Raw genomic sequence first — 15,233 nt, forward strand, 5'->3', positions numbered from 1 at the left:
CCTAGTACGGAACTGTGCCCGTACGAGTGGTGAAGTGGCACCGGGATGGATAGCGTCTGGTCATGGCTGCCAAGGTGCTCGCGATCGTCCTGGCCGGCGGAGAGGGCAAGCGCCTGATGCCGCTGACCACGGACCGGGCCAAGCCGGCCGTCCCGTTCGGCGGGATGTACCGCATGGTCGATTTCGTCCTCTCCAATCTGGCCAACGCCGGCTATCTGAAGATCGTCGTGCTGACCCAGTACAAGTCCCACTCCCTCGACCGACACATCACCAAGACCTGGCGGATGTCGACGCTGCTCGGCAACTACGTCACGCCGGTGCCCGCGCAGCAGCGCCGTGGCCCGTGGTGGTTCGCCGGCTCGGCGGACGCGATCTACCAGAGCTTCAACCTGATCTACGACGAGCAACCCGACTACGTGATCGTGTTCGGCGCCGACCACATCTACCGGATGGACCCCCGGCAGATGGTGGAGGACCACATCGCCTCCGGCGCCAGCGTGACCGTGGCCGGCATCCGGCAGCCGCTGTCCACGGCCGACCAGTTCGGTGTCATCGAGGTCGCCGAGGACGGCCGGCGGATCCGGGCCTTCCGGGAGAAGCCCACCGACGCGGTCGGGCTGCCGGACGCCCCCGACGAGATCTACGCCTCGATGGGCAACTACGTCTTCACCACGCGGGCGCTGATCGACGCGGTCGAAAGCGACGCCGAGGACCGCACCAGCAAGCACGACATGGGCGGCAGCATCATCCCGATGTTGGTCGAGCGGGGCGAGGCGAACGTCTACGACTTCCGCGACAACGAGGTGCCGGGCAGCACCGACCGGGACCGGGGCTACTGGCGCGACGTGGGGACGCTCGACTCCTTCTACGACGCCCACATGGACCTGATCAACGTCCACCCGGTGTTCAACCTCTACAACTTCGACTGGCCGATCTACACGGAGCAGCCGCCGTACCCGCCGGCCAAGTTCGTGCACCAGTGGGGGGAGCGGGTCGGCCGGGCGGTCGCCTCGATGGTCTCGCCCGGCGCGGTGATCTCCGGTTCTCTCGTGGAGAACTCGATCGTCTCACCCAAGGTGAAGGTGCACTCCTGGGCGCACGTGGACGGCTCGGTGCTGATGGAAGGTGTCGAGATCGGCCGGCACGCGGTGGTGCGCCGGGCCATCCTGGACAAGAACGTCCAGGTGCCCGAGGGTGCCGAGATCGGCGTGGACCTGGAACGGGACCGGCAGCGCTACACCGTCTCCGACAACGGCATCGTGGTCATCGGCAAGGGACAGAAGGTGGAACCGTGAGCGCGAGGAGTGAGCTTGCGAGCCCCGCAGTCGCGAACGAAAGGCCAGCCCGGTGAGCGCGAGGAGTGAGCTTGCGAGCCCCGCAGTCGCGAACGAGAGGCCAGCACCGTGAGCGCGAGGAGTGAGCTTGCGAGCCCCGCAGTCGCGAACGAGAGGCCAGCACCGTGAGCAGTCACCCGCGCGCCGGTCAGCCGGCCGAGCCCGCCGACCTGGTCGACGTACCGAGGCTGGTGACCGCCTACTACGCCGAGCATCCGGACCCGGCCGATCCGGCCCAGCAGGTCTCCTTCGGCACCTCCGGGCACCGTGGGTCGAGCCTGCGCAACGCCTTCAACTCCGACCACATCCTCGCGGTCACCCAGGCGCTCTGTGACTACCGCCGGGAGCAGGGGATCGACGGGCCGCTCTTCCTCGGCCGGGACACCCACGCGCTCTCCGCTCCGGCCGCGGTGGACGCGCTGGAGGTGCTCGCCGCCAACGAGGTCACCGTGCTGCTGGACAGCCGGGACGGCTACACCCCCACCCCGGCGGTGTCGCACGCCATCCTCCACCACAACCGGGGTCGCACCGCCGGGCTCGCCGACGGCATCGTGATCACCCCGTCGCACAATCCGCCGGACGACGGCGGCTTCAAGTACAACCCCACCCACGGTGGTCCGGCCGACTCCGATGCCACCCGGTGGATCCAGGACCGCGCGAACGCGATCCTCGCCGCCGGGCTCAAGGAGGTGCGCCGGATTCCGTACGCGCGGGCCCGCGCCGTCGACACCACCGGCACGTACGACTTTCTCGGCGCGTACGTCGACGACCTGCCGGCGGTGCTCGACCTCGACGCGATCCGCGCCGCCGGGGTGCGCATCGGCGCCGACCCGCTCGGTGGCGCCAGCGTCGCCTACTGGGGCGAGATCGCCCAGCGGCATCGCCTCGACCTGACCGTGGTCAACCCGACCGTCGACCCGACCTGGCGGTTCATGACCCTGGACGGGGACGGCAAGATCCGGATGGACTGTTCGTCGCCGAATGCGATGGCCTCGCTGATCGCGATGCGCGCCGACTACCAGGTGGCCACCGGAAACGACGCCGACGCCGACCGGCACGGCATCGTCACCCCCGACGCCGGGCTGATGAACCCGAACCACTACCTGGCGGTGGCGATCGCCCACCTGTTCCGTACCCGCGAGCAGTGGAGTCCGGCTGCCGCGGTCGGCAAGACCCTGGTCTCCTCCTCCATGATCGACCGGGTGGCGGCCGATCTCGGGCGCCCCCTGCTGGAGGTGCCGGTGGGCTTCAAGTGGTTCGTGCCCGGCCTGCTCGACGGGGCGGTGGGCTTCGGTGGGGAGGAGAGTGCCGGCGCCTCCTTCCTGCGCCGCGACGGCGGCACCTGGACCACCGACAAGGACGGCATCCTGCTCTGCCTGCTCGCGTCCGAGATCATCGGGGTGACCGGGCGGACCCCGAGCGAGCATTTCGCCGAGTTGGCCGAACGCTTCGGTGCGCCCGCGTACGCCCGCATCGACGCACCGGCGACCCGGGAGCAGAAGGCCGTGCTCGGCAAGCTCTCCCCCGAGCAGGTACGCGCCACCGAGCTGGCCGGCGAACCGATCACCGCCACGCTCACCACCGCCCCCGGCAACGGCGCGCCGATCGGCGGGCTCAAGGTGACCACCGCCTCCGGCTGGTTCGCCGCCCGCCCCTCCGGCACCGAGGACGTCTACAAGATCTACGCCGAGTCGTTCCAGGGCCCCGACCACCTGACCCGCCTCCAACAGGAAGCCCAAACCCTCGTCACCGACGTCCTGGGATGAAAGGAAGGGCACCTTCTTAACGCCTGGAGTAGAGCAGGGGCCCCTTCTTAACATCCGGCGCGGAGCGCCGTCAGCACGCACCGGGGCCGGCTCCGCTGATCACAGCGACGGAACCGGCCCCGGTGTGGCGTTGCTCAGCGGGCGAGCGGGATGCCCGCCGGCCGGTTGCGATCCGCGCCCGGCTTGATGCCGCAGAGCTGGATGAGCTGCTCGACTATCCGGTGCGGTTCGTCGAACGGATCCACTCCGCTGACCTCGATCGGGTCGAGGGTGGGCACGCTCACGTGCGAGATCAACGGATGCAACGGCCGAAGATCGTTCTCACCCTGCCCCAGGAGGTCCTCGTGCAGCTTCTCACCGGGCCGCAGCCCGGTGTAGACGATCTCGACCGGGTGATCCGCCTGCTCGACCATCCGGCGGGCGATGTCGTCGATGCGTACCGGCTCGCCCATGTCGAGCACCAGGGCCTCACCGTCGCGGCCGATGCTCGCCGCCTGGAGGACCAGGTGCACCGCCTCCTGGACCGTCATCAGGTAGCGGGTCACCTCCGGATGGGTGACGGTCAGCGGCAGCCCCGCCGCGATCTGCCGCTGGAAGGCGGTCACCACCGAACCGCGACTGCTGAGCACGTTGCCGAACCGGACACTGAGGAAGGTGCCCGGATAGGTCGCGGCGGCGTGCGCGGTCAGCATCTCGGTGAGGCGTTTCGAGTAACCCAGCACGCTGATCGGGTCGGCGGCCTTGTCGGTGGAGATGTTCACGAAGCGCGCCACGTCGCGGCAGGCGTCGAGGACGGTGAGCGTCCCCCACACGTTCGTCTTGACCGCCTCGCCGGGGTGCCGCTGAAGCAGGGTCAGGTGCTTCAGCGCCGCCGCGTGGAAAACGATCTCAGGCTGGCGCTGCTGCATGATCCGCCGGATGCCCTCGTCGTCGCGCAGGTCGGCGAGGATGAGTTCGGGGCCGTCCAGCAGCGCGCGTCCGGTGAGTGACATCTGGAGGCTGTGCAGTGCCGACTCGTCCCGGTCCAACATCATCAGCTCGCCGGGGTTCGCGCGCATGATCTGCCGGCACAGCTCCGAGCCGATCGAACCACCGGCACCGGTGACCAGCACGCGCCGTCCGGTGACTCCGTTGTTGTCCAGCGTCAGGTCGCCGACCACCTGGCGCCGGCCGAGCAGGTCGCTGATCTGGACGTCCCGTACGTCACTGACGGTGATTCGATGGTCCACCAGCTCCCGTACGGGTGGTAGGATCTTGAATGCGGCACCCGTACGGAGGGTGGCCTCTCGGATCTCCCGGATCAGGGTGGCGTCGGCGTTTGCCACCGAAAAGATCACGCTCGTCGCGCCGGTACGGGCAAGCGCGTCGCCGAGTTCCTTCCGGCCGCCCAGCACCGGGACACCGCCAATGCGCAGGTCACGCTTGTCCGGGTCGTCATCGAGCGCGCCGACGGGCAGGTAGCGGCCCTTCGGATCGCTCAACATCGCGCGTACCAATCCCTGACCGGCCTCGCCGAAGCCGAAGAGCAGTACCGGTGCCGCCAGTCGGGCGTCCGGACGCATGGCGCGATCTCGCCGGTACCGGTGCAGGAGGCGGAAGCTGAGCATCAGCAGCAGGGCCAACGCCCCGCCGACAACGGGGGTGCTGGCGGGCACCGGGCGGTCGCTCTGCGCGAGGAGTGCGACCAGGACCACGACCGCGGTGGTTGCGGTCGTTTCGGCCAGTCCACGGACCTCCTCGATGCTGCCCAGTGGGTGGCGACCCGAGTAGATCCGCCGCAGGGCGCTGATGCCGAAGTGCAGTACGGCGGCGGCGACGCCGAAGATGAGGGCATTGATCGCCCGGCCGGCGAGGATCTGCTCGTACCGGGCCCAGCCGGCGACGACGAACCCGGCGACCCAGGCGAGGGTGTCGGTGGTCAAAAAGATGACGGTACGGCGACGACTGACCCTGGCCCGGCCGCTGACTGCTGGTTCTGTTCGTTGGGGGTTCCGCATTTCCGGCGGCATGTACCACTCCCTGTGGTGTCTGTGGCCGACGTGAACAGGCAACTTGTGCCGTGACGTGCCGGGCCGGCGCCGTTGCCTAGGTGCTGGCTGGTCCGGTCCGGGATACCGGTCACGGACGCATGGCAGCGGTGGCGGCCAGCGGGTGACCCCAGGCGAGCGCCGCCTGATGGAGCTGGCGCACCATCGTGGGCCAGGCCGGCGGCTGGTAGCCGGTCGCCGCTCGGAACGAGGCGGCGGAGAGCGACCGGTCGCAGCCGAACTCGTCCGACGGGGCGATGTGGCCCGGCCACCCGTACTCCTCGGCGAGGATGCGTAGCAGGTGGTATTTGGTGATCGGTGCGGCGGCGACGTGGTACAGGCCGGACAGGTCGGCTCGCGGTAGGACGACCGCGCGGAGCATGGCCGCGAACTCCGTGGTGGTCAGTCCGGAGTAGATGGCGCCGGTGAAACCGTTGACCGTGCCCCGTTGGTTGAGGAACCAGTCCACCAGCGACCGGGCACCGGACATTTCGTGCCCCACGATCGAGGTACGCAGCGTCAGCGCACCGTCGCGGGTCGTCTCACCCAGCAGTTTCGTCCGGCCGTACAGGTCGTACGCGTCTGGCTCGTCCTGTTCGTCGTATCCGCCGCGCCGGCCGGAGAACACACAGTCGGTGCTGACCTGGATGAGCCGGGCGTTCAGCGCGACACACTGTTGCGCCAGCCGGTGTGGGAAGAGTGCGTTGACGGCGATGGTGGTCACCGGGTCGGTGGCCTCCGGCCGTTGTTTGATCACGCCCACGCAGTTGACCACCACGTCAGGTGCGAGGGCCGTCAGCACCCGGCGTAGGGCGTTGTCGTCCGTCAGGTCGACGCCGCAGGTCACGCGTTGTGCCAGCGGTTCCGGGAAGCTGGCCCGCACCGCCTCGGCGTTGCGGGCGCAGCCGAAGACGTCGAGTTCCGGCGCGGCGACGAGCTGCCGTAGCAGGGTGTGGCCGAGCATGCCCGTCGCGCCGAGGATCACCACCCGTTGCCGAGGCGTCGGGTTGCTCCCGTCGGACCGCGGATGAGCCAGCGAACGCTGGCCGCTCACGAGCGGCCCACCGACAGCGACTCGTGATCCAGGTGCTGCCGGATCTCGGGCAGGGTCAGGAGCAGCGACATGACCTCCGGCACCGTCAGTCTGGTGGTGTTGTCGGAGGTGTAGTCGAGCCGGCGGTCCCGGGAGGTGTCACCCTCCTCGAAGTAGAGGGAGTAGTTGAGGTCGCGGCTGTCGACCGGGACCCGCAGGAAGTCGCCGAAGTCCTCCGCGCGGGCCAGTTCCTCCTGGCTCGCCAGGGTTTCGGAGAGCTTCTCGCCGTGCCGCAGGCCCAGTACGTCGAACTTGGCGGGTACCTCGAACAGGTTGCACAGGGCGGTGGCGAGATCGCCGATCGTGCATGCCGGCGCCTTGCGGATGAAGATGTCACCCGGCTGGCCATGGCTGAACGCGTGCTCGACGAGTTCGACCGAGTCGGCCAGGGACATGAGGAAGCGGGTCATCGTCGGTTCGGTGACGGTCAGCGGCATGCCGTTGCGGATCTGCTCGATGAACAACGGGATCACCGAACCCCGTGAACACATGACATTGCCGTAGCGGACCGAGCAGACGCGGGTGCGGGCGCCGGGGTTGTTCCGGGCGTGCGCCTGGGCCACCTTCTCCATCAGCGCCTTCGTCATGCCCATGGCGTTGATCGGGTACACGGCCTTGTCGGTGCTGAGGTAGACCAGTGCCGATACGCCGTTGCGCTCGCAGGCGTCGACCACGTTGGCGCTACCGAGAACGTTGGTGCGTACCGCCTCCAAGGGGAAGAACTCGCAGGAGGGCACCTGCTTGAGCGCGGCGGCGTGGAAGACGTAGTCGGTGCCGCGCGTGGCCTTGGACACCGAGTCGAGATCCCGAACGTCGCCCAGGTAGAACCGCACCCGATCGTCGCGCAGGCGAATTCGCAGCGCCTCCTGCTTGGCCTCGTCCCGGCTCAGTACGCGGACCTCCCCGGCGCCGGCATCGAGCAGTCGGGCCACCATCGTCTGACCGAAAGATCCAGTGCCCCCGGTAATCAGAATGCGCCGATCCGAAAGTGAAGGCGACAATTTCTCTCCTTGTTCGCTGTCAAACGTTGGCGCGCATAATGCCGCCGGGGTGACGATAGCGTCACCGGTGGCGGTGGGGGTCGAAACTGCAGAACCCGATGCTGACGCGAACGTGACGTCCAGTCACTCGAATCGTTGGAGCTTCGCAGGGGTCGGCCGGCTACAGGGAGGGTGCCGAATGACGCGGGTCATGACGGTGGTGGGTACGCGCCCGGAGATTATTCGTTTGTCTCGGGTTATCGCGCTACTCGACCGTACGGTCGATCACAGTCTCATCCATACCGGGCAGAACTGGGATCCGGCGTTGTCGGATGTGTTCTTCACCGAACTGCGGATCCGTACGCCTGACCGATTCCTGCATGTCGACACCACATCGCTGGCGCGCGTGCTCGGCGGCGTGCTGCTCGGCACGGAGCAGGCGATCGAGGAACTGCGCCCGGACGCCCTGCTGATCCTCGGCGACACGAACAGCGCGATCGCCGCGCTGATGGCTCGCCGGATGCGGGTGCCGGTCTACCACATGGAGGCGGGCAACCGGAGTTTCGATCTCAACGTGCCCGAGGAGACGAACCGCCGGCTGGTCGATCACGTGGCGGACTTCAACCTGGTGTACTCCGAACACGCCCGCCGCAACCTGCTCGCCGAGGGGGTGCATCCGCGTCGCATCCTGCACACCGGCTCCCCGATGCGGGAGGTGTTGGACCACTACATGGACGACATCAAGCGCTCCACCGTGCTCGACCGTCTCGGCCTCGAACCGGCGCGCTACTTCGTGGTCAGCGCGCACCGGGAGGAGAACGTGGACCGACCGGAGCGGTTGCGTGCGCTTCTCGACTGCCTGCAGGCCGTCCGCGACCAGTGGCGGCTGCCCCTGCTCGTGTCGACGCACCCGCGTACCCGCAAGCGGCTGGAGGCAGTGGCGCTCGACGACAGCGCGCTCGACGGGATTCTCTTCCACGAGCCCTTTGGTTTCTTCGACTACATCACGCTGCAACGTCAGGCCCGTTGCACGCTCTCGGACAGTGGCACGGTCAGCGAGGAAGCCGCGATTCTCGGTTTTCCGGCGGTGACGTTGCGCGACTCCATGGAGCGGCCGGAGGCGCTGGATGCCGGTGGCATTCTGATGACCGGACTGGAGCCGGCCGGTGTGGTGGAGGCGGTCAAGGTGGTGATCGACCAGGTGTCGACGGCCGGCGTGCCGTGCCCACCGGATTACGCGGTCGCCGACACCTCTCGCCGCACGGTCGACTTCATCTTGTCGACCGTGCGGCGACACCACGGCTGGGCGGGCATCCGACGCTGACGTCATCGGTCCGTCGGCCGCCGACGGGACGCGAGATGGCGCACCGTGTCGGCAAGGAACGAGCCCAAACGTGTTCGGGTGGGAGCCGTTCTGCGATGCGTGCATTCCTGGCCGGTGCCAAATCGATGGTGAATTGCGCGGTGACGCCGGCGAGAGCGTGAAATCCGTTCGTTTCATCGAATTGCCGCAGGTATTGATGTGCGAGTGCTAGCTTGTTCTCGCTGGCTGTCCTGCTGAAAATCTTTCCGAGGGTGGTCGCTGGCCCTCGTGTTCAACGTCGATCCGCATTGGGGTGACGAGATGACCTACGGAATCTCCGAACGGGTCCGTGTCGAGCATTCGGCCGAATCCGTTCGGCGGGTCGCCCTGGTGACCCACGGCCTGCATCGCAATGGCGGAGTGGGCACCGTGGTGAGCTGGTTGCGGGATGGCCTCAGGGCGAGCGGTCGGTTCACCGTGGACCTGCACGACCTGGCCACGTCGGCGGGCGACCGGTCGAGCCGTCGCCTCCGCGCACCGCGATCCTGGTGGCGTAGGAGTGTGCTGAGCGGCCGGGCCGACGCGCCCGACGAGCGGTACTGGGGCGCCAACGCCGTCGAGCTGGAGTTCATGCGCTACCGGCCGCGCCGCGAACTGACCGCGGCGCTGGCCGACTACGACCTCATCCAGGTCGTCTGCGGATCTCCGGCCTGGGCCGCCCCGGTGCTCGCGGCCGGCCCGCCGGTCGTCGTGCAGATGGCGACCCTGGCCAGGTGGGAACGCGACTCGCATCCCAAGTCGTGCGGGTACGCGCTGGCGGGCTGGCGGGCCGCGATGACCCGGATCACCGACCGGATCGAACGGTCGACCCTGCACGCGGTGGACGCCGTCCTCGTCGAGAACCAGCCGATCTTCAACTGGATCGAAGCCCTGGGACAGCCGAATGTCGTGCTGGCGCCACCGGGTGTCGACACCGACCGGTTCTCGCCGTCGCCGGCCGGGTGGCGATCGGACGGATATCTGCTCTCCGTCTGCCGGCTCGCCGAGCCCCGAAAGGGCCTTGACCGGATGGTCCGCGGCTACGCGGAGATCCTGCGGACGAGGCCCGACGCTCCGCCACTCGTCCTCGCCGGCAAGGGACGGCTCGAACCCTCGGTGGCGGCGCTCATCGCCGAGCTCGGGCTGACCCACCGCATCGTGGTACGCCCCGACGTGTCGGCCGGAGACCTGCCGGAGCTGTACCGAGGGGCGTCGGTGTTTCTCCAGACCTCCTACGAGGAGGGCCTCGGCATGTCGGTCATCGAGGCGATGGCCTGTGGCGTCCCCGCCGTGGCGACGGCCACCTACGGGTCGCGGGAAAGTGTGGTCGACGGGCGGACCGGCTGGCTGGTTCCCCTGGAGCCGGCGGCCGAGGTCAGCCAGTTCCTCGCGGCCCGGGTGCTGGACGTGCTGGATCAGTCCGGTCCGGGCATGGCGGCGGCGGCTCGGCACCGATGCGAGCAGGCTTTCTCCCAGCAGGTCGCGCTGGGCCGATTCGTCGAGACCTACGACCGACTGCTCGGTGCCGGGGGAGCCCGGCGGTGACCTCGGCGGTGCCGCGGAGGACGCGCCCCGCCCGGCCCTGCGCGCCGGCCATCCGGGGCGCCGCGTGAGCGTACCCACGACGGTGCGGGCGGGCGCCGGTATCCGTCGCAAGCTGGCCGGGCGGTTCGGTGCCGGGCAGCGGTTCGGCCGACGTGCCGTCGCCGCGTTCTGCACCAACGGACTGTCCAGCGTGGGCAACCTCGTGGTCTCCGTTGCGGTCGCGCGTGGTGAGACGCTGGACCGGCTGGGCCAGTTCGCCCTGGCCTTCTCGATTTACGTCCTGGTCACCGGGCTGGTGCGGACCACGGTCACCGAGGCGGTCCTGGCCGAACGGCCGGAGCGGATGTCGGCGGCGACCCGGGCGGGCGCCCGCCGGGCGATCCTGCTCGCGACGGTGGCCGCGGTCCTGGTGTCGGTGTCCGCGGCGATCAGTGGCTCGCCGTACCTGCTGACCGCCGGGCTGGCAATGCCCGGCCTGGTGCTCTACGACTACATCAAGGCGACCAGCCTGGGCGTCGGAGTGGCCCGGATCGCCCTGACCCAGGAGGGTGTCTGGACCGGGTGCATCGTGGCCGCCGTCCTCGTCGGCCTCGTGGTGCCGGTCGCGCCGCTCGTGCTTTTCGGAATCTGGGCGGCTGCCGGAGCGGTGGTCGGAATCGTGGTGGCACTGCGCCTGAGGTATCTCCTGCTGCCGGCGTGGGGGCTCGACGGTCGGCGTACCCGGGTGGCCGCCGCCTTCGCGGCCCAGTTCATGGTGACCACCGGATCCGCGCAACTGGCCCTGACCGGCCTGGCCGTGGCCGGCGGTGCCGCCGGCGTCGCGGTCGTCGGCGCCCTGGGCGCCACCCGAACCCTGTTCGGGCCGGTGACACTGCTGATGGCCACGCTCTCGTCGTTGATCATTCCGTATCTGGGCCGGATTCGTCCGGTCACGGTTCGCGAACGGCTGCGCACCACCGGGCCGGTCATCGCCTTGGCGGTCGGCCTCATCGCCCCGGTGGCGTTGGCCATCTGCCTGCTCCCCGAGTGGGCTGGTGAGCTGGTGCTCGCGGACAACTGGAGCGTGGCCCAGCCGCTGTTGCCGCTGATCGCCGTCGAGACCGTGCTGGCGCCGATCGCCGTGGTGGGGTTCGCCGGCCATCGGGTACAGGGCGCCAGTCTCCGGGCGCTGTCGATCGGTGGACTGCTGGGTCCGGTCCGCATCGTCGTGATCGTCGCCGGCGGTGTCCTGCTCGGGGCGCCGGGCGCGGCGGGTGCGCTCGCCCTGATCGCGGTGGTGAGCGCCAGCTGCTGGTGGATCAGCTATCTGTCACTGGGTGTGAAAGGTGAACATGGCCATGAGTCCCACGGTCGGATTGGTCTGCCTCGGGGAGGCGGGAAACTTCGGAGACGACCTGATAATGGTCGCCGGGATGTCGACGATAGCGGCCACCCGGAGGGACGTCGGGGTTCGCTATCTGAGCTTCGGTAGGCCGGTCGACTGGTCCGCCCTGTCCACGCGGCTCGGGCTGCCGCTCGATCCCCAGCCCGTGCGCCCGGGCCGGGACCTGCCAGGCTCCTCCCGAAGCGAACGGAACTTCCAGAGCTGCGCGGCGGTGCTGTTCGGTGGCGGTGGCCTGCTCCAGACCAGTCACCACCCGTACACACCGTACGCGTGGTTGAGTCACCTGCCCCGTCAGCTGCCGGCGGTGCCGGTGCTCGCCGTGGGGCTCGGTCTCGGGCCGCTGAGCGCCGACTGGCTCAGCCGGCTGCGCGAACTCGGGTCCCCGTTCGACGAGTGCTATCTGCGTGACGTGGACTCCGTGACGCTGGCCGAACAGCAACTGGGGTGGCGGGCCAAGCGGTGTCGAGACTTCGTCGATCCCACCTTCGTCGCCCAACTGGGCATCCGTCCGGGGCGTACCACCGCGTCGGTGCTCGGCGTGGCGCTGCGCCGGTGGCCGGGGCTCGACGCCGTCGACACGGCCCGCCACATCGGCCGGGTCGCCGACGCGCACGGCGTGACGGCGGTCCGCCTGTTCGTGCTGGAGGCCAGCCCGGGCGGCACCGACGTCTCCTTCACCGAGCAGGTGTGTCGGCAACTCGGGGCCCGCAGCGCGGAGGTCGTCGCCTACCAGGGCGTGGAGCTGCTGGACTTCGCCGCCGCCATGGCCGAATGCTCACTCGCCATCTCGATGAAGCTGCACTCCAGCGCGCTCTGGGCGGCTCTCGACGTACCGATGTACCCGATCTCCTACGCCCCGAAGACCGCGGCGTTCTTCGGCCAGCCCTTCAACGGTCTGGAGGTCTTCGAGCGGATCGTCGCGCCGGTGGTGGAGGACGACTCGGTTCCGCGCGCGGTCGACGTGGTGCAGCCCTGGCTGCACCGGGCGTTGGCCGGCCAGGTGCCGGTGACCCGCGCGGTCCTGACGAACCGCGACAAGCTGTGGCTCCAGACCTCCCGCGCCGCCGTGAACACCTACCGGCGCCTCGGCCGGTCGGTCCGCGGTGCGGTCAGTGGAGGAGCACGATGACTGCCCCCGGCGGCACCAGGACACCCGAGCCGACGGCTGCCGGGGACTCGGCGGCGGCGGAGTTCCGCGTGCTGATCACGGTCGGTTGCTTCGAGCCCGGTGTCCGGGGCGGGGGGCCGGTCCGCTCCGTGGCAAACATTATCGACACGGCCCCGCACCATGTGGTGCCGACCCTGGTCACCCGGGACCGGGACCTCGGCACCACCGAGCCCTACCCGGAGTTGTCGGGGCGCTGGTGCCGGCGCGGCCGATCCGCGATCTTCTACCTCAACCTGCGTCGGCCGGCACATTACCGGCTGCTGTGGCAACGACTGCGCCGCGTCCACTTCGACCTGCTGTACGTCAACGGAATCTGGTCGGTGTTCTCGCTGCTGTCCATCCTGGCGCTGCGGCTGCGACTCATCCGGGCAACTGCGGTGCTCCTCGCACCCCGGGGGGAGTGCTCGGTGGCCGCGCTGGCGCTCAACGGCGCGAAGAAGCGGGCCTTCCTGAGACTGTGGCGCCCGATGTTGCGGCGGTTGCCCCTCACCTGGCATGCGTCCACTCAGGCCGAGGGCGACGACATCCGGGCGGTGTTCCCGTGGGCGCGGGTCATCGTCCAGCAGAACCAGACCGCCGCGCCCGGCGTCGTGGCGCAGCCGGACCCGGGCCGACCCGGCGCCCCGGCCCGGCTCGTCTTCATCGGGCGGATCAGCCCGATGAAGAACCTCGACCTGGCCATCGCCGCGCTGGCCGAGGCGAGCCGTCCGGTCACCTTCGACATCTACGGGCCGATGGAGGACGCCGCCTACTGGGCGCGGTGCGAGGCGCTGCGTGCGCGACTACCGGCCCATGTGACCGTCAACTACCGGGGCCTGCTGCCACACGACGACGTGGCACCGACCTTCGCGCGGTACGACGCCTTCCTGTTCCCGACCCGAGGCGAGAACTTCGGTCATGTGATCGCGGAGAGCCTCAGTGCCTGCTGCCCGGTCATCTGCTCCGACCGTACGCCGTGGTCGGCGGTGTTCGAGGCCGGCGGCGGGCGGGTGGTACGGCCCCTGACGGTGGCCGGGTTGGCTCAGGAGATCGAGCGGGTGGCCGGCATGTCGGCGCAGGAGCGCCACCGGGCGCGGCTGGCCGCCGGGGCGGCCTACCGTCAGTGGTGCCAGGAGAACCGGGACGGCAACGTGCTCAGCGTGTTCGCCGCACCCGATTCGCTGCCGTCGTGATGACGTCGGCCAGGAGCCGGGTGTTCGCCGCTTCGCTCATGTGCAGGTGGTAGTAGTCGTGGCCGGCCCGCCCCATCGCCCGCAGCTGCGGCCGGGGCGTCTGTAGGCCCTGACGGAGGACCTCCGCCAGCCGTACCGGGTCCTCGGGCGGGGCGGTGAACCCGGCCCCGGCCTCGGTCACGATCCGCGCCGCGTCGCCGGGCGCGCAGACCAGGATCGGTTGGCCGCAGGCCAGCAGGGCCTGGAGCTTGCTGGGCAGGGTGATGCGGAACAGCGGATCATCGGCGAGCGAGACCAGGTGCAGGTCTGCTGCGGCCAGGATCGCCGGCAGTACCTGCGGCACCACCGGATCCACCAGGTGGACCCGTGCCAGTCCCAGGCGTTCCGCCTGGTCGCGGAGATTCTGCCGCTCGACGCCGTCTCCGATCAGCACCAGGTGGACGTGCGGCACGTCGGACAGCCGCGCCATCGCCTCCACCACCACGTCGAGGCGCTGTGCGCTGCCCAGGTTGCCGGCGTACATCAGCACGAAGTCGTCGGGTGCCAGTCCGAGGCGGGTACGGAACAGCGGATCCGGTGCCGTCGGCTGCATCACCTTCTCGTCGGTCCAGTTGTAGACCACCGTGACCTTGTCCGGTCGGACTCCCCGGGCCACGATCGCGTCCCGGATGCCCGGCGCGGGCACGGTCACATGGTCGGCGAACCGGTAGGCCAGGTTGGTGAGCCGGGTCAGGGCGGACTCGGCGATCCGTCGTTTGACGCCTCCGGTGAGGAAACCGGTAGCGAACACGGAGTCCGGCCAGAGGTCCATGACCATCAGCACGTACGGCATCCTCCGCCGGAGCCGGGCGGCGATCGCCGACGTCGCGGCGGTGATCGGCGAGCCGTAGACGAGGGCTACGTCGGCGTGGCGGCGTACCGACCGGCCGAGGAACGTCGAACTGGCCGCCCAGCTGACGTAGTTGATGGCGCGGCCCGCCGCCGACCTGTCGTGGCTGGGATAGAGCGGTGTCCGCAGGACGTGCAGGTCGTCGTGGCGTTCACTGGTGCGTCGCCAGGCCGAGTACCCCTGCCGTATTTTTCCGGTCGGGTAGTTGGGGATGCCGGTCAGCACCTGCACCCGCATGCCGTGCGCCCGCAGCGATCGGGTGATGCCGAGCGGAATGGCGGCTGGCTCGGGGTGGAAGCACTGGGTGAGGAAGGCCACCCGCGTGCCGACCGGGTCGTCCCGACGATGTCCGAGATCGCCGGGGTCGACGACGTCGTCGTGCCGTAGCGCCACGCCGCGCCACGCCGGACGACTCTGCGGATGATCGGACATGGAGGTGCTCCACTTCTGTGCGGGTGGTCGCCACGAGGCGGTGTCCCTGCGACCGAGAAGGGCCCCCCGCCGGCGGGGGATGTGTCACTGCGGCGACGAGC

Annotated in this window: 11 protein-coding genes; 7 read left to right on the forward strand and 4 right to left on the reverse strand. The window is 69.5% G+C overall.

Annotation, left to right across the window (positions count from 1 at the left end):
* Window positions 1–62 precede the first annotated feature (62 nt).
* Both glgC and pgm read left to right on the forward strand, forming a co-directional pair.
* Window positions 63–1,295: a glucose-1-phosphate adenylyltransferase gene (glgC, locus tag E0H26_RS17305; RefSeq protein ID WP_131304751.1), complete on the forward strand. Its 1,233-nt coding sequence runs from the start codon at window positions 63–65 to the stop codon at window positions 1,293–1,295.
* A 164-nt stretch (window positions 1,296–1,459) separates the two neighbouring features.
* Window positions 1,460–3,100 (forward strand): phosphoglucomutase (alpha-D-glucose-1,6-bisphosphate-dependent), encoded by a 1,641-nt coding sequence (gene pgm / locus E0H26_RS17310; protein ID WP_131304753.1) that lies wholly within the window; start codon window positions 1,460–1,462, stop codon window positions 3,098–3,100.
* A 134-nt stretch (window positions 3,101–3,234) separates the two neighbouring features.
* Here the strand turns inward: pgm and E0H26_RS17315 are convergent, their stop codons facing one another.
* From E0H26_RS17315 to E0H26_RS17325, 3 genes are all read right to left on the reverse strand, one after another.
* Complete coding sequence (locus E0H26_RS17315; RefSeq protein ID WP_131304755.1) at window positions 3,235–5,109, reverse strand: nucleoside-diphosphate sugar epimerase/dehydratase; 1,875 nt, start codon at window positions 5,107–5,109, stop codon at window positions 3,235–3,237.
* Between the two features lie 109 nt (window positions 5,110–5,218).
* Window positions 5,219–6,181: a dTDP-4-dehydrorhamnose reductase family protein gene (locus E0H26_RS17320; protein WP_206025201.1), complete on the reverse strand. Its 963-nt coding sequence runs from the start codon at window positions 6,179–6,181 to the stop codon at window positions 5,219–5,221.
* Window positions 6,178–7,221: a polysaccharide biosynthesis protein gene (locus E0H26_RS17325; protein WP_131304757.1), complete on the reverse strand. Its 1,044-nt coding sequence runs from the start codon at window positions 7,219–7,221 to the stop codon at window positions 6,178–6,180. Before E0H26_RS17325 ends, E0H26_RS17320 begins: the two co-directional genes overlap by 4 nt.
* Before the next feature lie 67 nt (window positions 7,222–7,288).
* Here E0H26_RS17325 and wecB point away from each other — a divergent pair, with 67 nt between their 5' ends.
* The 5 genes from wecB to E0H26_RS17345 all read left to right on the forward strand — a co-directional run bounded on the left by wecB (window position 7,289) and on the right by E0H26_RS17345 (window position 13,811).
* On the forward strand, window positions 7,289–8,524 hold the full coding sequence (wecB, locus tag E0H26_RS17330; RefSeq protein ID WP_240742239.1) for a non-hydrolyzing UDP-N-acetylglucosamine 2-epimerase: 1,236 nt from the start codon (window positions 7,289–7,291) through the stop codon (window positions 8,522–8,524).
* 300 nt (window positions 8,525–8,824) lie between these two features.
* Entirely contained in the window at window positions 8,825–10,087 is a 1,263-nt protein-coding gene (locus E0H26_RS17335) for a glycosyltransferase family 4 protein (RefSeq protein WP_131304759.1), read from the forward strand.
* Window positions 10,088–10,151: 64 nt separating this feature from the next.
* Window positions 10,152–11,558, forward strand: a complete 1,407-nt coding sequence (locus E0H26_RS29355) for an MATE family efflux transporter (RefSeq protein ID WP_165521900.1) — start codon at window positions 10,152–10,154, stop codon at window positions 11,556–11,558.
* Window positions 11,500–12,600: a polysaccharide pyruvyl transferase family protein gene (locus E0H26_RS17340; protein ID WP_165521901.1), complete on the forward strand. Its 1,101-nt coding sequence runs from the start codon at window positions 11,500–11,502 to the stop codon at window positions 12,598–12,600. Before E0H26_RS29355 ends, E0H26_RS17340 begins: the two co-directional genes overlap by 59 nt.
* Window positions 12,597–13,811, forward strand: a complete 1,215-nt coding sequence (locus E0H26_RS17345) for a glycosyltransferase family 4 protein (protein ID WP_131304763.1) — start codon at window positions 12,597–12,599, stop codon at window positions 13,809–13,811. Before E0H26_RS17340 ends, E0H26_RS17345 begins: the two co-directional genes overlap by 4 nt.
* On the opposite strand, the gene E0H26_RS17350 is transcribed toward E0H26_RS17345, so the two are convergent.
* Window positions 13,774–15,132 carry a glycosyltransferase family 4 protein gene (locus E0H26_RS17350; protein ID WP_131304765.1) on the reverse strand — a complete coding sequence of 453 codons (1,359 nt, stop codon included), beginning with the start codon at window positions 15,130–15,132 and terminating at the stop codon, window positions 13,774–13,776. The genes E0H26_RS17345 and E0H26_RS17350 overlap by 38 nt on opposite strands.
* Between the last annotated feature and the right edge of the window lie 101 nt (window positions 15,133–15,233).

This window comes from Micromonospora zingiberis, assembly GCF_004331455.1.
In the GTDB taxonomy this organism is placed as follows: Bacteria; Actinomycetota; Actinomycetes; order Mycobacteriales; family Micromonosporaceae; genus Micromonospora; species Micromonospora zingiberis.

Bases quoted from the DNA above. Each gene is read 5' to 3' on its own strand.
- E0H26_RS17340 (WP_165521901.1), top strand. From the start codon at position 11,500: ATGTCGACGATAGCGGCCACCCGGAGGGACGTCGGGGTTCGCTATCTG.
- E0H26_RS17350 (WP_131304765.1), bottom strand. From the start codon at position 15,132: ATGTCCGATCATCCGCAGAGTCGTCCGGCGTGGCGCGGCGTGGCGCTA.
- E0H26_RS17335 (WP_131304759.1), top strand. From the start codon at position 8,825: ATGACCTACGGAATCTCCGAACGGGTCCGTGTCGAGCATTCGGCCGAA.
- glgC (WP_131304751.1), top strand. From the start codon at position 63: ATGGCTGCCAAGGTGCTCGCGATCGTCCTGGCCGGCGGAGAGGGCAAG.
- E0H26_RS17345 (WP_131304763.1), top strand. From the start codon at position 12,597: ATGACTGCCCCCGGCGGCACCAGGACACCCGAGCCGACGGCTGCCGGG.
- E0H26_RS17315 (WP_131304755.1), bottom strand. From the start codon at position 5,109: ATGCCGCCGGAAATGCGGAACCCCCAACGAACAGAACCAGCAGTCAGC.